The sequence below is a fragment of the Streptomyces sp. NPDC127190 genome (genome assembly GCF_042672505.1).
Taxonomy (GTDB): domain Bacteria; phylum Actinomycetota; class Actinomycetes; order Streptomycetales; family Streptomycetaceae; genus Streptomyces.
The window spans coordinates 38,542-56,683 of record NZ_JBHXVE010000002.1; the positions used below are offsets into that span (position 1 = coordinate 38,542).

16 protein-coding genes and 2 pseudogenes are annotated in these 18,142 nt (G+C 72.9%); 11 read left to right on the forward strand and 7 right to left on the reverse strand.

What is annotated here, in order from left to right:
- Window positions 1–120: 120 nt before the first annotated feature.
- Window positions 121–957, reverse strand: a complete 837-nt coding sequence (locus ACFVIU_RS03555; RefSeq protein ID WP_385840368.1) for a glutamate ABC transporter substrate-binding protein — start codon at window positions 955–957, stop codon at window positions 121–123.
- Window positions 958–1,036: 79 nt separating this feature from the next.
- Window positions 1,037–1,813, reverse strand: a complete 777-nt coding sequence (locus tag ACFVIU_RS03560; protein WP_385840369.1) for an amino acid ABC transporter ATP-binding protein — start codon at window positions 1,811–1,813, stop codon at window positions 1,037–1,039.
- 288 nt (window positions 1,814–2,101) lie between these two features.
- Here ACFVIU_RS03560 and ACFVIU_RS03565 point away from each other — a divergent pair, with 288 nt between their 5' ends.
- Window positions 2,102–2,788, forward strand: a complete 687-nt coding sequence (locus tag ACFVIU_RS03565) for a response regulator transcription factor (protein ID WP_385840370.1) — start codon at window positions 2,102–2,104, stop codon at window positions 2,786–2,788.
- Between the two features lie 9 nt (window positions 2,789–2,797).
- Window positions 2,798–4,267 carry an ATP-binding protein gene (locus tag ACFVIU_RS03570; protein ID WP_385840372.1) on the forward strand — a complete coding sequence of 490 codons (1,470 nt, stop codon included), beginning with the start codon at window positions 2,798–2,800 and terminating at the stop codon, window positions 4,265–4,267.
- Here ACFVIU_RS03570 and ACFVIU_RS03575 read toward each other — a convergent pair.
- Window positions 4,246–5,244, reverse strand: a complete 999-nt coding sequence (locus tag ACFVIU_RS03575; RefSeq protein ID WP_385840373.1) for a TAXI family TRAP transporter solute-binding subunit — start codon at window positions 5,242–5,244, stop codon at window positions 4,246–4,248. The two genes, ACFVIU_RS03570 and ACFVIU_RS03575, sit on opposite strands and share 22 nt — an antisense overlap.
- 127 nt (window positions 5,245–5,371) lie before the next feature.
- On the opposite strand from ACFVIU_RS03575, the gene ACFVIU_RS03580 reads away from it, so the two are divergent.
- Window positions 5,372–5,779: a MazG nucleotide pyrophosphohydrolase domain-containing protein gene (locus ACFVIU_RS03580; protein ID WP_385840374.1), complete on the forward strand. Its 408-nt coding sequence runs from the start codon at window positions 5,372–5,374 to the stop codon at window positions 5,777–5,779.
- Window positions 5,780–5,801: 22 nt separating this feature from the next.
- On the opposite strand, the gene ACFVIU_RS03585 is transcribed toward ACFVIU_RS03580, so the two are convergent.
- The 4 genes from ACFVIU_RS03585 to ACFVIU_RS03600 form a co-directional block, all read right to left on the reverse strand.
- Window positions 5,802–7,289 carry a hypothetical protein gene (locus ACFVIU_RS03585; RefSeq protein ID WP_385840375.1) on the reverse strand — a complete coding sequence of 496 codons (1,488 nt, stop codon included), beginning with the start codon at window positions 7,287–7,289 and terminating at the stop codon, window positions 5,802–5,804.
- A 224-nt stretch (window positions 7,290–7,513) separates the two neighbouring features.
- Window positions 7,514–7,957 carry a MarR family winged helix-turn-helix transcriptional regulator gene (locus ACFVIU_RS03590; RefSeq protein ID WP_385840377.1) on the reverse strand — a complete coding sequence of 148 codons (444 nt, stop codon included), beginning with the start codon at window positions 7,955–7,957 and terminating at the stop codon, window positions 7,514–7,516.
- Between the two features lie 85 nt (window positions 7,958–8,042).
- Entirely contained in the window at window positions 8,043–8,411 is a 369-nt protein-coding gene (locus ACFVIU_RS03595) for a DUF6204 family protein (RefSeq protein ID WP_385840379.1), read from the reverse strand.
- A gap of 68 nt (window positions 8,412–8,479) precedes the next feature.
- Window positions 8,480–9,145: a GntR family transcriptional regulator gene (locus ACFVIU_RS03600; RefSeq protein ID WP_385840380.1), complete on the reverse strand. Its 666-nt coding sequence runs from the start codon at window positions 9,143–9,145 to the stop codon at window positions 8,480–8,482.
- A gap of 95 nt (window positions 9,146–9,240) precedes the next feature.
- Here ACFVIU_RS03600 and glyA point away from each other — a divergent pair, with 95 nt between their 5' ends.
- The 8 genes and pseudogenes from glyA to ACFVIU_RS03640 all read left to right on the forward strand — a co-directional run bounded on the left by glyA (window position 9,241) and on the right by ACFVIU_RS03640 (window position 18,067).
- Window positions 9,241–10,560 carry a serine hydroxymethyltransferase gene (gene glyA, locus ACFVIU_RS03605; protein WP_385840381.1) on the forward strand — a complete coding sequence of 440 codons (1,320 nt, stop codon included), beginning with the start codon at window positions 9,241–9,243 and terminating at the stop codon, window positions 10,558–10,560.
- A pseudogene (locus ACFVIU_RS03610) lies at window positions 10,557–11,183 on the forward strand (FAD-dependent oxidoreductase); the annotation flags it as partial. The gene glyA and the pseudogene ACFVIU_RS03610, both read left to right, overlap by 4 nt.
- A 175-nt stretch (window positions 11,184–11,358) precedes the next feature.
- Window positions 11,359–11,913 (forward strand): annotated as a pseudogene (locus tag ACFVIU_RS03615) (FAD-dependent oxidoreductase); the annotation flags it as partial.
- Between the two features lie 10 nt (window positions 11,914–11,923).
- On the forward strand, window positions 11,924–12,205 hold the full coding sequence (locus ACFVIU_RS03620; RefSeq protein WP_385840382.1) for a sarcosine oxidase subunit delta: 282 nt from the start codon (window positions 11,924–11,926) through the stop codon (window positions 12,203–12,205).
- Entirely contained in the window at window positions 12,202–15,081 is a 2,880-nt protein-coding gene (locus ACFVIU_RS03625) for a sarcosine oxidase subunit alpha family protein (RefSeq protein WP_385840383.1), read from the forward strand. Before ACFVIU_RS03620 ends, ACFVIU_RS03625 begins: the two co-directional genes overlap by 4 nt.
- A complete protein-coding gene (locus ACFVIU_RS03630; protein ID WP_385840384.1) occupies window positions 15,074–15,682 on the forward strand; it encodes a sarcosine oxidase subunit gamma in 609 nt (202 codons plus the stop codon). The genes ACFVIU_RS03625 and ACFVIU_RS03630 overlap by 8 nt, the downstream gene beginning before the upstream one ends.
- 56 nt (window positions 15,683–15,738) lie before the next feature.
- Window positions 15,739–17,268 (forward strand): tRNA (N6-isopentenyl adenosine(37)-C2)-methylthiotransferase MiaB, encoded by a 1,530-nt coding sequence (gene miaB, locus ACFVIU_RS03635; protein WP_385840385.1) that lies wholly within the window; start codon window positions 15,739–15,741, stop codon window positions 17,266–17,268.
- 79 nt (window positions 17,269–17,347) lie between these two features.
- On the forward strand, window positions 17,348–18,067 hold the full coding sequence (locus ACFVIU_RS03640; protein ID WP_385840386.1) for a class III extradiol dioxygenase subunit B-like domain-containing protein: 720 nt from the start codon (window positions 17,348–17,350) through the stop codon (window positions 18,065–18,067).
- Window positions 18,068–18,142: the final 75 nt, after the last annotated feature.

The following is an 18,142-nucleotide window of genomic DNA, read 5'->3' on the forward strand; positions in this document are numbered from 1 at the left end:
CTCCGGTCTTTTTTTTGTCGTCTTTTCTCTGGGCCTTGTTCTTTCTCGCTGGGTGTGCTCGTGTGGGGGGCGTGGGGGTTCGTTCGCCCCCCCCCCCCCCCCCCCCGGCCGGGCATGGCCTCAGCTCTTGATGTCGCCGATCTTCGGGGCGGGCTCGTTCTTGTACTCGGCCGGGCCGAAGTTCTTCTTCACGGCCGCGTCCCACGAACCGTCGGAGACCATCTCCTCCAGGGCCTTGTTGATCTTGGCCTTGAGGTCGCTGCCCTTCTTGACGCCGATGCCGTAGTTCTCGTTGGTCATCTTGAAGCCGCCGAGCTTGAACTTGCCCTTGAACTGGGCCTGCGCGGCGTAACCGGCGAGGATCGAGTCGTCCGTGGTGAGGGCGTCGATGGCGCCGCTCTGGAGGCCACCGAGGCAGGCCGAGTAGGTCGGGTACGTCACGAGGTCGGCCTTGGGCGCCAGCTTGTCGTGGACGTTCTGCGCCGAGGTGGAGCCCGCCACCGAACAGAGCTTCTTGCCGTTCAGGTCCGCCGGAGACTTGATCTTCGTCTCGTCGGCGCGCAGCAGCACGTCCTGGTGGGCCAGCAGGTACGGGCCGGCGAAGTCGACCTTCTGCTGACGCTCCGGGGTGATCGAGTAGGTGGCGGCGATGAACTGGACGTCACCGCGCTGGAGCATGGTCTCGCGGTCGGCGCTCTTCGACTGCTTCCACTCGATCTGGTTCGCGCTGTAGCCCAGCTTCTTGGCGACATAGGTGGCCACGTCGACGTCGAAGCCCGCGTAGCCCTGCGGGGTCTGCTGGCCGAGGCCCGGCTGGTCGAACTTGATGCCGATGGCGATCTTCTTGCCGCCGCCGGAGGAGCCGTTGTCGTCCTTCTTGTCGCCGCCGCAGGCGGTGGCGGACAGGGAGAGGGCGAGGACGACGGCCGAGGCGGCGGTGACCTTGCGGAGCTGCATGCTGAACATCCTTCGGGTGTGCGGACCGAGGTCCGTGGGAAAGGGCGACTCGGAGCGTGCGGGAGCGGGGCCGACGCCGTCAGTGGTGCAGGATCTTGGACAGGAAGTCCTTGGCCCGGTCGCTGCGCGGGTTGCTGAAGAACTGCTGGGGAGCGGCCTGTTCGAGGATCCGTCCGTCCGCCATGAAGACGACCCGGTCGGCGGCCGAGCGCGCGAAGCCCATCTCGTGGGTGACGACGACCATGGTCATGCCCTCGCGGGCGAGCTGCTGCATGACCTCCAGGACCTCGTTGATCATCTCGGGGTCGAGGGCCGAGGTGGGCTCGTCGAAGAGCATGACCTTCGGGTCCATCGCCAGCGCCCGCGCGATGGCCACGCGCTGCTGCTGGCCGCCGGACAGCTGGGCCGGGTACTTGTCCGCCTGGGCGCCCACACCGACCCGGTCGAGAAGGGTCCGCGCCTTCTCCTCGGCCTGCTTCTTGTCCGCCTTTCGGACCTTGACCTGGCCGAGCACCACGTTCTCGAGCACGGTCTTGTGCGCGAAGAGGTTGAACGACTGGAACACCATGCCGACGTCCGCGCGCAGCCGGGCCAGTTCGCGGCCCTCGTGCGGCAGCGGCCTGCCGTCGATCGTGATGGCGCCCGAGTCGACCGACTCCAGCCGGTTGATGGTGCGGCACAGGGTCGACTTTCCGGACCCGGAGGGCCCGATGACCACGACGACCTCGCCGCGGGCGATCGTCAGGTCGATGTCCTGGAGCACGTGCAACGCGCCGAAGTGCTTGTTGACGCTCTTCAGGACGACCAGCGCGTCGGACGTGGCCACGTCTTCCTTGGCCACCGGTACTTTGGTCATCGCTTTCAGGCTCCGTCCTCCTCGGTTTCGGAGGACAGTAGTGAGCGCCTGTGACCTGCGTCATCACATCTGAGGGAGATCTGAGCATCACGATCCGATAGCAATCGGACACGTGTCGTAGCAGTTGCCCCCTGTGTGCGTATCGGCCGGATAACGGAAGCGGCGGGCAACCGGAACCCTCTTGACGCCGTCCTTGTCCATCGGCGTCACTGCATGGTGCACACGCGCGTGGCCTACCGGCCGCACGAGAACCGAGACCGTACGACCGCTGAACCGGAGGGGGCCGGGATGAGACTGCTGCTCGTCGAGGACGACAACCATGTCGCCGCGGCCCTGTCCGCCGTCCTCGCGCGGCACGGCTTCGACGTCACCCACGCGCGCAGCGGCGAGGAGGCCCTCCAGGCGCTCGTCCCCGAAGGCGCCGGGTTCGGGGTGGTCCTGCTCGACCTCGGCCTGCCCGACCAGGACGGCTACGAGGTCTGTGGCAAGATCCGCAAGCGCACCAGCACCCCGGTGATCATGGTCACCGCGCGCTCCGACGTCCGCTCCCGCATCCACGGGCTCAACCTCGGCGCCGACGACTACGTGGTGAAGCCCTACGACACCGGTGAGCTGCTCGCCCGGATCCACGCCGTCAGCCGGCGCACCGTCCACGACGACCCCGCCGCGGGCGCGGAGAGCGGCCTCAGGCTCGGCCCGGTGACCATCGAACTGCCCACCCGGCAGGTCAGCGTGGACGGTTCGGCGATCCAGCTGACCCGCAAGGAGTTCGACCTGCTGGCGCTGCTGGCCCAGCGTCCCGGTGTGGTCTTCCGGCGCGAGCAGATCATCAGCGAGGTCTGGCGCACCAGTTGGGAGGGCACCGGCCGCACCCTGGAGGTGCATGTCGCCTCCCTGCGCGCCAAACTGCGCATGCCCGCACTGATCGAGACCGTACGCGGCGTCGGCTACCGTCTCGTCGCCCCGGCCGGGTAGCGGGGCCGGGTGCGCTCACGTCTGCTCCCGCTGCTCATCGTCCTGCTGGCGGCGGTCCTGCTGGCGCTCGGTGTGCCGCTCGCCGTCAGTGTGGCCGCCGCCCAGCAGCAGCGGGTCGTCGTCGACCGGATCGACGACACCGCACGCTTCGCGGCGCTCGCCCAGTTCGTCGCCGAGGGCCCCGGCGACTCCCGCCGGGCCGGCCCGGACGACCGTGGGGAGGCCCTGCGCAGCGAACTGAAGAGCTACTACGACGTCTACGGCATCCGCGCGGGGGTCTTCTACCGCAACGGCACGGCGATGGCCCATGCGCCCGGCGACTGGCTCGTCCCGCGCGCGGGAGCGGTCCGTGCGGCCTTCGAGGAGGCGCTGCTCAGCCGGCGCAGCCACGACCCCCGGCAGGTGTGGCCCTGGCAGCGCGGCCGGCTGGTCGTCGCCTCGCCCGTGATCCGGGACGGCGACGTCGTCGCGGTCGTGGTCACCGACTCGCCCACCGGACAGATGCGTGCGCGGATCCTGCGCGGCTGGCTGTTCATCGGGGCCGGTGAGATCGCGGCGATGCTGCTCGCCGTCGGGGCGGCGCTGCGGCTGACCGGCTGGGTGCTCAAACCGGTGCGGGTGCTGGACGCCACCACCCACGACATCGCCACCGGGCGGCTGAAGTCCCGGGTCGCGGCGGCCGGCGGGCCGCCGGAACTCAGACGGCTGGCCCGCTCGTTCAACGAGATGGCGGACCATGTCGAGGACGTGCTGGAGCAGCAGCGCGCCTTCGTCGCCGACGCCTCGCACCAGCTGCGCAACCCGCTCGCCGCACTGCTGCTGCGCATCGAACTGCTCGCCCTCGAACTCCCCGAGGGCAACGAGGAGATCGCCTCGGTCCGCACCGAGGGCAAACGGCTCGCGCAGGTCCTGGACGACCTGCTCGGCCTGGCGCTGGCCGAGCACGCCCAGGCCGACCTGGTGCTGACCGACGTCGGCGCGCTGGCCGAGGAACGGGTCGCCGCCTGGGCGCCGGCCGCCACCGCCAAGGGCGTGCGGCTGACCGGCACCTGCCCGCCCACCACCGCCTGGGCCGACCCGATCACCCTGTCCAGCGCGCTGGACGCCGTCATCGACAACGCCGTGAAGTTCAGCCCCGAGGGCGGCACCGTCGAGGTCACCGTCTTTGCGGACGGCGGCCTGTGCACCGTCGTCGTCACCGACACCGGCCCCGGTCTGACCGAGGAGGAACTCGCGCGCGTGGGCGACCGGTTCTGGCGCAGCAACCGGCACCAGAACGTGCAGGGCTCCGGCCTCGGCCTGTCCATCACCCGCGCCCTGCTCGCGGCGGGCGGCGGCTCGCTCGACTTCGCCCACCACGAGCCCCGCGGACTGAGGGTGACGGTCACGCTGCCGCGGCACGCGGAGGGCCGTGAGGCGGCCGGCGGGACCGCCGGGCCCTCGGCGCCGGGTGTCCGTTACGGCTTGACCGACCGGTAGTACCGGCGGGCGCCCTCCTGAAGGGGCAGCGGGTCGGTGTAGATGGCGGTGCGCAGGTCGACCAGCTGTGCGGAGTGGACGTGCGCCCCGATCCCGTCGCGGCTGTCGATCACCGTACGGGTCAGCCACTCGGTCAGCCGGGGATCGACGTCCGCGCGGGTCATCAGCAGGTTGGACACCGCGATCGTGGGCACTGAGGAGCCGTGCTGCACGGCCGGGTACGCGGACTCGGGGATGGTGGTGGCCCGGTAGTAGCGCGCTTCCTCGCCCTGCCCGTGCAGCCGCGCGACAGTGCCGCCGTCGATCGGCACGAACGTGAAGTCGTTCGTCTTCGCCGGCCCGGCCAGCCCCTTCGTGGGCAGGCCGCCCGACCAGAAGAAGGCGTCGATCCCGCCCCGCGCCAGCCGGTCCGGACCGGTGTCGATGCCGTCCGCGGCGGGCGTGATGTCCTTGTCCGGGTCGATGCCGGCCGCCTTCAGCACCCGGTCGGCGATCAGCCGTACCCCGGAGTCGGGCAGCCCGGTCGCCACGCGCTTGTGCCGCAGGTCCGCGATGCTGCTGATGCCCGAGCCGCGCCGCACGACGAGGTGCACGTAGTCGTCGTAGAGCCGGGCCACTCCGCGCAGGGTGCCGGCGCCCCTGCCGTGCCTCAGCTCGTACGCCTCGACCGCGTCGGCCGCCGCGATGGTGAAGTCGGCCTTGCCGGTCGCCACCCGCTCGACGTTCTCCTGCGAACCGGCGCTGTTGAGCAGCTTCACCTTCAGCCCGGGCATGTCCCGGGCCAGCTCGGTGCGCAGCCGCTCGCCGTACTCCTGGTAGACCCCGCGGGGCGTACCGGTGCTGAAGACGATGGTCCCGCTCGGCGGCTTCTCGCCCAGCGGCAGCAACCACCACAGCAGCAGCCCGAGGGCGAGCACGCCGACGGCCGCACCCTGCACGGCCCGGCGCCGCTGGAGCCGGTGGAACACCTTGGACATGCGGCGATCCTGCCAGGCGGGCCGGGCCCTGACCAGGGCGGAGGTCACTTCCCCGGACCCGGTCCAGGGCGCCCACGCCGCAGGTTGCCCGAGGGGCGTTGTCAGTGGCGGCCGTTAGAGTCGCCGCATGAGCACTTCGCCCGCCGATCTCGTCCGTGAGTTCCATCGCGCCTTCGGCCTGGACGTGCGCACCAGACCGGTGGAGGTGGACCCCGAACTCGCCGCCCACCGCGGGGAACTGCTCGCCGAGGAAGCCGCGGAGGTGGCCGAGGTCGCGGTCGAGGGCCCGCTGGACCGGCTCGCGCACGAACTGGCCGACGTGGTCTACGTCGCCTACGGCACGGCCCTGGTCCACGGCATCGACCTGGACGAGGTGATCGCGGAGATCCACCGCGCCAACATGAGCAAGCTCGGCCCGGACGGACAGGTCGCCCGCCGGGCCGACGGCAAGGTCCTCAAGGGTGAGCACTACCGGGCGCCGGACGTCTCGGCCGTACTGCGCCGCCAGGGCTGGATACCGGGCGGCGCGGCCTGACGGCAGAGTAGGGGTACGGCGGTCACGACGGCAGGGAACCGCCCGCCAGCTTCCACTCGCGGTGCAGGCCGCCCAGCGGGATGCTCCGCTCGACGAACGGCGTGCCGAAGACGGAGAGCTGGAGCCGCAGGGTCCCGGACAGGTCGATCCCGCCGTACACGTCCCAGGTGCCGGTCGCCCTGGCACCGCCGCCGGAGGAGGTGGTGACCGTGCCGGAGGCCGTACCGCGCAGGTACGGGGCCAGGTCGGCGGTGACGCCGACGGTGCCGTAGAGGCCGACCGAGGCCTCGGCGCCGAGCGCCGTTTGCAGCCGGCCCTCGCTGGTGACGGAGGCGTGCACGGGTGTGCTCGTCACGTCCGAGGAGCTGACCGGCGTCCATCCCCGGGCCAGGCCGAAGGTGCCGCCCGCCCGGAACCCGCCCTTGACGCTCTGCTCCACGTCGACGGTCGCGTGTCCGTCGCCGCTGAGCTGGAGGTAGCAGGTCAGGTCCAGGTTGACGACGACGGGGACGGGGCCGACCTGGAGCACCGGGTCGGCGTGCAGCTTGGCGAACGGGATGCGCAGTGCCGTGCCGGTGGTCGCGGCGGCCCGGCCCCGGACCGCCCAGCCGGAGGTCCAGTCGCCGGACACGCCGAGGTACGCCGAGCCGGGCGCCGCGTTCGTCCCCGTACCGCCGTAGCCGAAGTCGACCCGGGGCGCGACCTGGACGTAGCCCTTCACCGAGGCGGTGGCCGAGACCGGGGCGCCCGGGGCCGTCGGGATGCCGGCGCTCACATCGAGCCGGAGGCTGCCGAGGGGCACGGTGCTGCCCCGGGGGCCGATGTGCACATCGCCCGCCTTCGACCAGGACACCTTCACATCGGGCAGCAGCTTGTCCACGGCGAAGGAGGACGGGTCGACCGGCACGGCACCCTTCGCCGTGGCATCGCCCAACAGGGCGTTGAGGGTGGCTGGTTCGGTCTGCACCTCGGTGCCGTGGCCCGTCTTGCCGAGCACCTTGGTGACCTTGGCGAGCAGCCCGTGCGGAGCGCCGGGCGCGGGCGCGCTGGCGATGACATCACCCACGGCGGTCCGGTGCGGCGCGGCGGGGGACGAGGACGAGGGAGACGCGGAAGGGGAGGCCGAAGGAGAGGCCGAAGGAGAGGAGGGGCCGGGGGAGTGCCCGTGGCCGTGCGGCTGGTCGGTGAGGACCGCGCGCCCGGTGCGGCTGTCGTAGCTGCTGATGCTCAGTGCCGTCCGGTGGGCCCGCTGTCCGGAGCCGGCCCGGCCCGCGGCGGTGGTCGCGGTCGCGGTGGCCGTCGGAGCGGTGGGAGCGGCGGCGACGGTGAGCGAGCGGCCGCCCGTGCCGTCGGCGGGGGCCTCGGTCGCCGTGATCGGCTGTCCGGGCCCGGCTGCGGCCGCCGGCTGCCCGGGATGCGGCCCGGGTGAGGAGCAGGCCGCGGTGAGAAAGAGAGCGGTCACGGCGAAGGCGGGCAGCAGGGCGCGCCGTTGCCTCATGCGTCTGCGCAAGGTCGGTCCTGGGTGAGGGGGGGTGGCAGAAGGAACCGGCCGGTCTTGTTACCCATAGGTAGAACCGGCCGGTAACCAAGTGGTAAGCCATGAGCATGCCACGGTTCGCCCGCGGTTCCCTCACCAACCGCACACAGGCTCGCGTGAGGTGGGACACGGGTGCGTTCCGGCCGTACCTGGCCGGGAATTGACGGTGCCTCAGTGCCTCGGGAAGTCCACGCCGCTCAGTGCCCGGGCAGACCGATGCCGCCGAGCCGGGTGAGCAGGCCCGAGAGCAGGGCGATGTCCTCCGTGCCCCAGGCCGGCGCGGCGAACAGCTCGGCGGCCGTCTCCTCGGCCGTGGCCCGCATCTCCGTGAGCCGCTGCCGGCCCGTCGCCGTCAGTGCCGCATACGCCACGCGCGCGTCCCGGGCGTCCGGTTCACGGCTCACCAGCCCGATCCGCTCCAGTGGAGCCAGCCCGCGGGTGACCCCGGAGGCCGTCAGGCCCAGTGCCTCGGCGAGATCCACCCGGCGCATCCGGCCGCCGGGTGCCTGTCCCAGCCGTAGCAGCAGCGTGAAGTCGGCGAGGCTCACCCCGTGCAGCCCGCTCAGCCGGGCGTCGAACCGCCGGGCGAGTGCCGCCTGGGCCCGCAGCAGCCGCAGTGACGCGTCCAGAGCCTCGCTCATCGGCCCCGCTCACCGCCGTCACGCATCCCGTTCACGTGACATCTCCTTGACTGCTCAAGTTTCGGGCCGTGTCGATGCGCTGTCTTCATGCGCCCTGCCCACCCGAGGAACGTGCGGCGCGGCGCTGCCGCTTGCCCATCGGCGCCTGGGAGAGGTCCTCGGCGCTGGACCGGAGGTTCTTGAAGCCGTAGCCGCGCTCGGTCAGCCACGCCGTCGCCGCCTGCACGGCCTGCTCGGTGGCCTCCAGGATGTCCTCCTCTTCCTCTCCGGTGGCGGAGAAGCGGAAGGTGAAGGCGGGCCGGGCCGCGATGTCGTAGGCCAGGGTTCCCTCGGGGGTGAACGCCGCGCGCAGCACGTCGTGTTCGGCGGCCTCGGCCAGCAGCGCCGCCCGCTGGGACTCGGTGAGGCCGTCGAAGGCGCCGCGGACGGTGATACGGAAGGTACGGGTACTCATGGCGCGACCCTAGGCGCAGGGGGTGCGCCTTCTCCAACGGGTTTCCGTGGCGGCCCCTCACGCCCCGCTCAGATGGCCTCGCGAACCGCCCGCTCGAAGCCCACCACATGGCCGCGGGCGAGCTGCGCCGCCCGCTCGGGGTCCCCGGCGACGATCGCCTCGATCAGCGGCCCGTGCTCCCCGACATGGCCGGGCATGTCGGAGAGGCGGTCGACGAACAGGCACCAGATGCGGGTGGCCAGGTTGTCGTAGCGGACGAGGGTGTCCTCCAGGTACGGGTTGTGCGTGGCGGCGTAGACGGCGCGGTGGACCCGCAGGTCCAGGCGCATGAGGTCGGCCGGGTCGCGCCGGGCGGTGTCCGCGCCCTCCAGGTCCTGCCGCAGGGCCGTCAGGGCCTGCCGGTCCGCGGCCGTGGCACGCCGGGCGGCCTGGGCGGCGGCGAGCGGCTCCAGCTCCTGGCGCACCTCGGAGATATGGGCGAGGTCGGTGATGTTGACCTCGGTGGCGAAGGTGCCGCGCCGGGGGTAGGTCGTGATCAGGCGCTCGTACTGGAGCCGCTTGAGCGCCTCGCGCACCGGGGTCCGGCCGACGCCGAGGGACTGCCCGAGCTGCTCCTCGTTGATCGGGGCGCCGGGGCGGATGTCGAGCATGACGAGCCGGTCGCGGATGGCGCGGTAGGCGCGCTCGGCGAGGGACAGCTCCTCGCCCCCGGGCTCGGTCGCCACCTGCTGCATGGATGCCCCCTTGACCTGTCCGGCGAGCTCCCATACCTTACCGCACAGGCTGATATATCAGTTGCCCATGAGATGGCTCCCAGAATGGTGCGCAGATGGCAACGAACCCGTCGATCAGCACGCCCATCTCCCCTCTCTCCCTCCCGCTCGGGGAAGTCGACCCGGAGGTCGCCGCCGCCGTCGACGCCGAACTGCACCGCCAGCAGTCCACCCTCGAGATGATCGCCTCCGAGAACGTCGCGCCGGCCGCCGTGCTCGCGGCGCAGGGCTCGGTGCTGACCAACAAGTACGCCGAGGGCTACCCGGGCCGCCGCTACTACGGCGGCTGCGAACACGTCGACGTCATCGAGCGGCTGGCCATCGCCCGCGTCAAGGAGCTGTTCGGCGCGGAGGCCGCGAACGTACAGCCGCACTCGGGGGCCCAGGCCAACGCGGCCGCGATGTCCGCGCTGCTCGAGCCCGGCGACACCGTCCTCGGCCTCGACCTCGCGCACGGCGGTCATCTGACCCACGGCATGCGCCTCAACTACTCCGGCAGGCTGTACAACGTCGTGCCGTACCACGTGCGCCGCTCCGACCTGCGCGTCGACATGGACGAGGTCGAGCGGCTCGCCAAGGAGCACCGCCCGAAGGTGATCATCGCGGGCTGGTCGGCGTACCCGCGCCGGCTGGACTTCGCCGCGTTCCGCCGGATCGCCGACGCGGTGGGCGCCTGTCTGCTGGTGGACATGGCGCACTTCGCCGGACTGGTGGCCGCAGGGCTGCACCCGAGCCCGGTGCCGTACGCCGACGTCGTCACGACCACCACCCACAAGACCCTCGGCGGCCCGCGCGGCGGTGTGATCCTCAGCCGGTCCGGTCTGGCCAAGAAGATCGACTCCGCGGTCTTCCCGGGCCAGCAGGGCGGCCCGTTGCAGCACGTCATCGCGGCGAAGGCGGTGGCCTTCAAGGTGGCGGCCAGCGAGGAGTTCAGGGAACGCCAGCGGCGCACCCTGGCCGGCGCCCGCATCCTCGCCGGACGGCTGCTGGCCGACGACGTCGCCGAGGCCGGCATCACGGTGCTGACCGGCGGCACCGAAGTCCATCTCGTCCTGGTCGACCTGCGCGAGTCCGCGCTCGACGGACGGCAGGCCGAGGACCGGCTGCACCGCGTCGGCATCACCGTCAACCGCAACGCCGTGCCCTTCGACCCGCGTCCGCCCATGGTGTCGTCCGGGCTGCGCATCGGCACCCCGGCCCTGGCCACCCGGGGCTTCGGAGCGGCGGAGTTCCGCGAGGCCGCCGACATCGTCGCCGAGGCCCTGAAGGGCGGACGGCCCGACGGCGAACTGCGCGCCCGCGTCGAGAAGCTCACCTCCGCCTTCCCGCTCTACCCGCATGCCTTCCCGCTCCCCCCGAACGGAGCCGCGGCATGACCGCCCCGCCGCTGCCGGAGCATCCGGACTTCCTCTGGCGCACCCCCGAACCGCGCTCCTCGTACGACGTCGTCATCGTCGGCGCGGGCGGCCACGGCCTGGCCACCGCCTACTACCTCGCCGCCAACCACGGCATCACGAACGTCGCCGTCCTGGAGAAGGGCTGGCTGGCCGGCGGCAACATGGCCCGCAACACCACGATCATCCGCTCCAACTACCTGTGGGACGAGAGCGCGGCCATCTACGAGCACGCGCTGAAGCTGTGGGAGCGGCTGCCGGAGGAGCTGGACTACGACTTCCTGTTCAGCCAGCGCGGAGTCCTCAACCTCGCGCACACCCTTCAGGACGTCCGCGAGGGGGTGCGCCGCGTCAACGCCAACCGGCTGGGCGGAGTCGACGCCGAGTGGCTGGAGCCGGACCAGGCCGCCGAGGTCTGCCCGATCCTCAACGTCTCGCCGCGCACCCGCTACCCGGTCCTCGGCGCCACCTTCCAGCCCCGCGCCGGGATCGCCAAGCACGACCACGTCGCCTGGGCGCTGGCCCGGCGCGCCGACGCGATGGGCGTGGACCTGATCCAGGGCTGCGAGGTCACCGGCTTCCTCAAGGACGGCGACCGCGTCGTGGGCGGGGGGGGGGGGGCCCCCCCCCCCCCCCGCCGCCCGCGCGGGGGGGGGGCGCCCCCCCCCCCCGCCCACTGAGGGGGGCGGGGGGGGGGGTTGCGCGCCCCCCGCTCACACCACCGCGGCCCCCCGCGGGGGGGGCGCTGAGCCCCCCGCCCGCCCCACCCTGGCGGCCGGGGTGGCCCGCGCCGCCGCCGGGCACAGCAGTGTGCTGGCCGAGCGGGCCGGCTTCCGGCTGCCCGTGCAGTCCCACCCGTTGCAGGCCCTCGTCTCCGAACTGCACGAGCCGGTGCACCCGACCGTGGTCATGTCGAACCACGTGCACGTCTACGTCTCCCAGGCGCACAAGGGCGAGCTGGTCATGGGCGCCGGCGTCGACGCGTACAACGGCTACGGGCAGCGCGGCTCCTTCCATGTGATCGAGCAGCAGATGGCCGCCGCCGTCGAGCTGTTCCCGGTCTTCGCGCGGGCGCATGTGCTGCGCACCTGGGGCGGCATCGTCGACGTCACCCCGGACGCCTCCCCGATCGTCGGCACCACCCCGGTGGAGAACCTCTACGTCAACTGCGGCTGGGGCACCGGCGGGTTCAAGGCCACCCCGGCCGCCGGCTGGACCTTCGCGCACACCATCGCCACGGGCGAGCCGCACCCGCTGAACGCCCCCTTCGCCCTCGACCGCTTCCGCACCGGCGCGCTGATCGACGAGCACGGCGCCGCGGCCGTGGCCCACTGAGGAGGACACCGTGCTGCTGATCACCTGCCCGTGGTGCGGCCCCCGGGACGAGACCGAGTACCACTACGGCGGACAGGCCCATGTCCCCTACCCGGAGAACCCCGACGCCCTCACCGACGAGCAGTGGGCCGAGTACCTCTTCTACCGCGACAACCCCAAGGGCCCCTTCGCCGAGCGGTGGGTGCACAGCACCGGCTGCCGCCGCTGGTTCAACGTCCTGCGCGACACCGCCACCCACGAGGTGCTGACCTCCTACCGGCCCGACGAACCCCGCCCCGGAGGGAACCGATGACCCACCAGCGCCTCCGGCTTACGCAGGGCGGCCGCATCGACCGCCGTACCGAACTGCGCTTCACCGTCGACGGCCGGGAGCTGACCGGGCACCCCGGGGACACCCTCGCCTCGGCGATGCTGGCGAACGGCCTCCTCGAGGTCGCCCCCTCCCTCTACCGCGGCCGCCCGCGCGGCATCGTCGCCGCGGGTGTCGAGGAGCCCAACGCCCTGGTCCGCCTCGACGGCCCGTGCGCCGAGGGCATGCTCCCGGCCACCACCGTAGAGCTGTACGACGGCCTGTCCGCCACCACCCTCTCCGGCAGGGGCCGGCTCGACCCGGCCCCCGACCCCGCCGTCTACGACAAGAAGTACGTGCACACCGACGTCCTGGTGGTCGGCGCCGGACCCGCCGGGCTCGCGGCCGCCGCCGCTGCCGCCGGCTCCGGCGCTCGGGTGATCCTCGTCGACGACCAGCCCGAGCCCGGCGGTTCCCTGCTGTCCGGGCGCGCCGAGCGGACCGGCGCGCAGCCCGCCCTGGAGTGGGTCGCCGAGGTCCGCGCCGCGCTCGACGCCGCCCCCGAGGCCGTCGTACTGCACCGCACCACGGCCTTCGGGTCGTACGACGACAACTACGTGCTGGCCGTGCAACGGCGCACCGACCACCTCGGCACCGCCGCTCCCGCGGGGGTCTCGCGCCAGCGGCTGTGGCACATCCGGGCCCGCCAGGTCGTCCTGGCCACCGGCGCGCACGAGCGCCCGCTGGTCTTCGCCGGCAACGACCGCCCCGGGGTGATGCTCGCCGGAGCCGTGCGCACCTACCTCAACCGCTACGCCGTGGCCCCGGGCTCGCGGGCCGTGGTGTGCACGACCAACGACAGCGCCTACGACACGGTCGCCGACCTCCATGCCGCCGGGACCGGTGTCGCCGCCGTCGTGGACGCCCGGCCGGAACTGTCGCACCGGGCCGCCGAGGTGGCCGCGGCGACCGGGGTGCGGGTGCTGACCGGCAGCGCGGTGACCGGCACCGCGGGCGAGGGCCGGCTCATCGGCGTCACCGTGCAGGCCCTGGACGCGGACGACCGGCTCACCGGCGTCCCCGAGTCCTTCGACTGCGACCTGCTCGCCGTCTCCGGCGGCTGGAGCCCGGTGGTCCATCTGCACAGCCAGCGCCAGGGCCGGCTGCGCTGGGACGAGGACCTGGTCGCCTTCGTCCCCGACGGGGCCGTACGCGGCCAGCAGGTGGTGGGCGCGGCGCGGGGGACGTACGACCTCGGCGGCTGTCTGGCCGAAGGGGCACGGGCCGGTGCGCGGGCCGCGACGGACGCCGGGTTCCCGGTGCCCATGCCGGCGGCCCGCGAGACCCGGCCCCCGGCCGCACCGGTCCGCGCGCTGTGGCTGGTGCCCGCCCCCGACGGCGGACCCGCCGGCTGGGACACCCACGTCGTCGACCTCCAGCGCGACGCCACCGTTGCCGACGTCCTGCGGGCCACCGGTGCCGGCATGCGCGGTGTCGAGCACGTCAAGCGCTACACCTCGCTGGGCACGGCGAACGACCAGGGCAAGACCTCGGGGGTCAACGCGATCGGGGTGATCGCCCGGATCCTCGGCGGCTCGCCGGGGGAGATCGGCACCACGGCCTACCGGGCGCCGTACACGCCGGTGGCCTTCGCCGCCCTGGCCGGACGCGAGCGCGGCGAGCTGTTCGACCCGGAGCGGACCACCTCCCTGCACGCCCGCCATGTCGCCCGGGGCGCGGTGTTCGAGGACGTCGGGCAGTGGAAGCGCCCCCGGTACTACCCCCGGCCCGGCGAGGACATGGACACCGCCGTGGCCCGCGAGTGCCGCGCGGCCCGGGAAGGGGTGGCGTTCATGGACGCCTCCACCCTCGGCAAGATCGAGATCTGGGGCGCGGACGCCGGCGAGTTCCTGAACCGCGTCTACACCAACGCCTTCAAGCAGCTCAAGCCCGGCACGGCCCGCTACGGCGTCATGTGCAGGGCGGACGGCATGATCTTCGACGACGGCGTGACCCTGCGCCTCGACGACCGCCGCTACTTCATGACCACCACGACCGGTGGCGCCGCCGCGGTGCTGGACTGGCTGGAGGAGTGGCTCCAGACCGAGTGGCCGGAACTCGACGTGCACTGCACCTCGGTGACCGAGCAGTGGGCGACCATCGCCGTCGTGGGACCGCACGCGCGCCAGGTCCTCGCCCGGCTCGCCCCGGACGTCGACCTGTCCGCCGAGGCGTTCCCCTTCATGGCCTTCCGCGAGACCACCCTGGCCTCCGGCATCCCCGCCCGCATCTGCCGGATCTCCTTCTCCGGCGAATTCGCCTACGAGATCAACGTCTGCTCCTGGTACGGCCCGGCCGTCTGGGACCAGGTCGACGAGGCCGGGCAGCCGTACGGCATCACCCCGTACGGCACCGAGACCATGCACGTGCTGCGGGCCGAGAAGGGCTACATCATCGTCGGCCAGGACACCGACGGCACCGTCACCCCGCAGGACGCGGGCATGTCCTGGGCGGTCTCCCGGCACAAGGACTTCATCGGCAAGCGGTCGCACGCCCGCGCCGACACCTCCCGCACCGGCCGCAGACAACTCGTCGGCCTGCTGCCGAGCGACCGCCGCACCCGGCTGCCCGAGGGCACCCAGCTCGTCGCACCGGACGTGCCCGTCACCCCGGAGGCCGGGCCGGTCCCGATGCTCGGCCATGTCACCTCCAGCTACCACAGCCCGGCCCTCGGCCGCCCCTTCGCCCTCGCCCTCGTCGCCGACGGGCGGGCGCGGATCGGCCAGACCCTGCTCGCCCCGGTGGGCGAGGAGCTGGTGCCGGTCGAGGTGACCGGCTCCGTCCTCTACGACCCCGAAGGGACCAGGCGCGATGGCTGAGCCGACGACCGACCCACGGGTGAGCCCGCTGGCACACCTGGCGGAGCGGATGCGCGCCGCCGCCGTCACCGGCGCCCGCGGCGTCACGCTGGCCGAGCTGCCGTTCGGCACCATGGTGAACCTGCGCGCCGACCCCGCCTCCGCGGCGGCCGGGCGGCTCGAGAAGACCCTGGGGACACCGCTGCCGCGCCGGTGCGGCCACACCACCACGGCAGGCCCCCACACGGTCGTCTGGCTCGGCCCCGACGAGTGGCTCGTGCTGTCCCGGGCCGACGCCGGCCGGGTCACCGCCGAGCTGCGGGAGGCCCTCGACGGCGACCCCGGCTCGGCCGTGGACGTCTCGGCGCACCGCACCACACTGGAGCTGAGCGGCCCCGCCGCCCGGCAGGTGCTGGAGAAGGGCTGCCCGCTGGACCTGCACCCCCGGGCCTTCGCACCCGGCACGGCGCTCTCCACCACGGTCGGCCCCGTCGCCGTACTTCTCTGGCAGACCGACGACGCACCGACGTACCGGCTCCTGCCGCGCTCGTCCTTCGCCGGCCACCTGGCCCGCTGGCTCATCGACGCGATGGCCGAGTACGGCGGCCCGGAGGTCCCCTGACGGCGGAGGCCGTGCACAGGTCGGGGCGTTCCCGGCGCGCCCTTACCCTTGAGGACATGACCAGCAGCAGCGACCGGAGCCTCGACGTGGACGTTCAGGGACCCAAGACTTACGAAGTGCGCACCTATGGGTGCCAGATGAACGTGCACGACTCCGAGCGGTTGTCCGGGCTGCTGGAGGAGGCCGGTTACGTACGCGCCCCGGAGGGCTCCGACGGGGACGCCGACGTCGTAGTCTTCAACACCTGCGCGGTGCGGGAGAACGCCGACAACCGGCTCTACGGCAACCTCGGCCGGCTCGCGCCGAAGAAGGCCAGCCGGCCCGGCATGCAGATCGCGGTCGGCGGCTGCCTGGCCCAGAAGGACCGGGACACCATCGTGAAGAAGGCGCCCTGGGTGGACGTCGTCTTCGGCACGCACAACATCGGCAAGCTGCCGGTCCTGCTGGAGCGCGCCCGCGTCCAGGAGGAGGCGCAGGTCGAGATCGCCGAGTCGCTGGAGGCGTTCCCGTCCACCCTGCCGACGCGGCGCGAGAGCGCGTACGCCGCCTGGGTGTCGATCTCCGTCGGCTGCAACAACACCTGCACCTTCTGCATCGTCCCCGCGCTGCGCGGCAAGGAGAAGGACCGCCGGCCCGGCGAGATCCTCGCCGAGGTCGAGGCGCTGGTGGCGGAGGGCGTCAGCGAGATCACCCTGCTCGGGCAGAACGTCAACGCCTACGGCTCCGACATCGGCGACCGCGAGGCCTTCAGCAAGCTGCTGCGGGCCTGCGGGAAGATCGAGGGCCTGGAGCGCGTCCGCTTCACCTCCCCGCACCCCCGCGACTTCACCGACGACGTCATCGCCGCCATGGCCGAGACGCCCAATGTGATGCCGCAGCTGCACATGCCGCTTCAGTCCGGCTCCGACCCGGTGCTCAAGGCGATGCGCCGCTCCTACCGCCAGGAGCGCTACCTCGACATCATCCGCAAGGTCCGCGAGGCCATCCCGCACGCCGCGATCACCACCGACATCATCGTGGGCTTCCCCGGCGAGACCGAGGAGGACTTCGAGCAGACCCTGCACGTCGTGCGCGAGGCCCGGTTCGCCCAGGCCTTCACCTTCCAGTACTCCAAGCGCCCCGGCACCCCGGCCGCGACCATGGAGAACCAGATCCCCAAGGAGGTCGTCCAGGCGCGCTACGAGCGTCTCGTCGCCCTCCAGGAGGAGATCTCCTGGGAGGAGAACAAGAAGCAGGTCGGCCGCACCCTGGAGCTGATGGTCGCCGAGGGCGAGGGCCGCAAGGACGGCGCCACGCAGCGGCTGTCCGGCCGCGCCCCCGACAACCGCCTGGTCCACTTCACCAAGCCGGAGCAGGAGGTGCGCCCCGGTGACGTGGTCACCGTCGAGGTGACGTACGCCGCCCCGCACCACCTGCTCGCCGAGGGCCCCGTCCTCGATGTGCGCCGCACGCGCGCGGGTGACGCGTGGGAGAAGCGCAACGCCGCCGAGGCCGCCAAGCCGGCCGGCGTCATGCTCGGCCTGCCGAAGATCGGCGTTCCCGCCCCGCTGCCGGCTGCGGCGACGACGGGCTGCGGCTGCGACTGACCGAGCGGGAGAGGGTGCTGCGCCGGGCCGGGTGACCTGGAGTGCCGCCCGGCGGCGACCCGGCGTTACGCTGCCGATCATGCTTGTCGCCGCCGCCCTCTGCCCCTGTCCTCCGCTGCTCGTGCCCGAGGTCGCCGCCGGTGCCGCGCCCGAACTGGACGCCGCCCGCGCGGCGTGCGCGGACGCGCTCGGGGTGCTCGCCGCCGCCCGCCCCGATCTGCTGGTGGTCGTCGGGCCCGTCGAGCACGGCCCGACCGGGGTCTTTCCGCAGGGCAGCCCGGGATCCTTCGGCGGCTTCGGGGTGGACCTGTCCGTGGCGCTGGGCCCCGCCACGGACACCGGGACCGTCCCCGGGCGCCGGCTGCCGGCCTCGCTGACCGTCGCCGCGTGGCTGCTGGAACGGACCGGCTGGGCGGACGCCCCGATCGAGGGGCTCGGCATCGAGCAGAGCCTCGACCTCCAGTCGTGCCTCGCGGCCGGCCGTGAGACCGGCGCCCGGGCCGAGCGGGTCGCGCTGCTCGTGATGGGCGACGCCAGCGCGTGCCGCACGGTCAAGGCGCCGGGCTATCTGGACGAACGGGCGGCACCCTTCGACGCGGAGATCGCCCGCGCGCTCGGCACCGCGGACCTGGCGGCCGTCAGGGCCCTGGATGCCGAGCTGGCCGCCCAGCTGAAGGCCTCCGGCCGCGCCCCCTGGCAGTTCCTGGCCGGCGCCGCCGAGGACACCCGGCTCACCGGCGCGCTGCTCTACGAGGACGCGCCGTACGGCGTGGGGTACCTGGTCGCCACCTGGACCTGAGCGGCGACGGCCGGGAAGGCGCGCGTGCTGCGTGCCGCTCCCGGCCGTCCGCCGATGCGCCGTCGCCCATGCTGG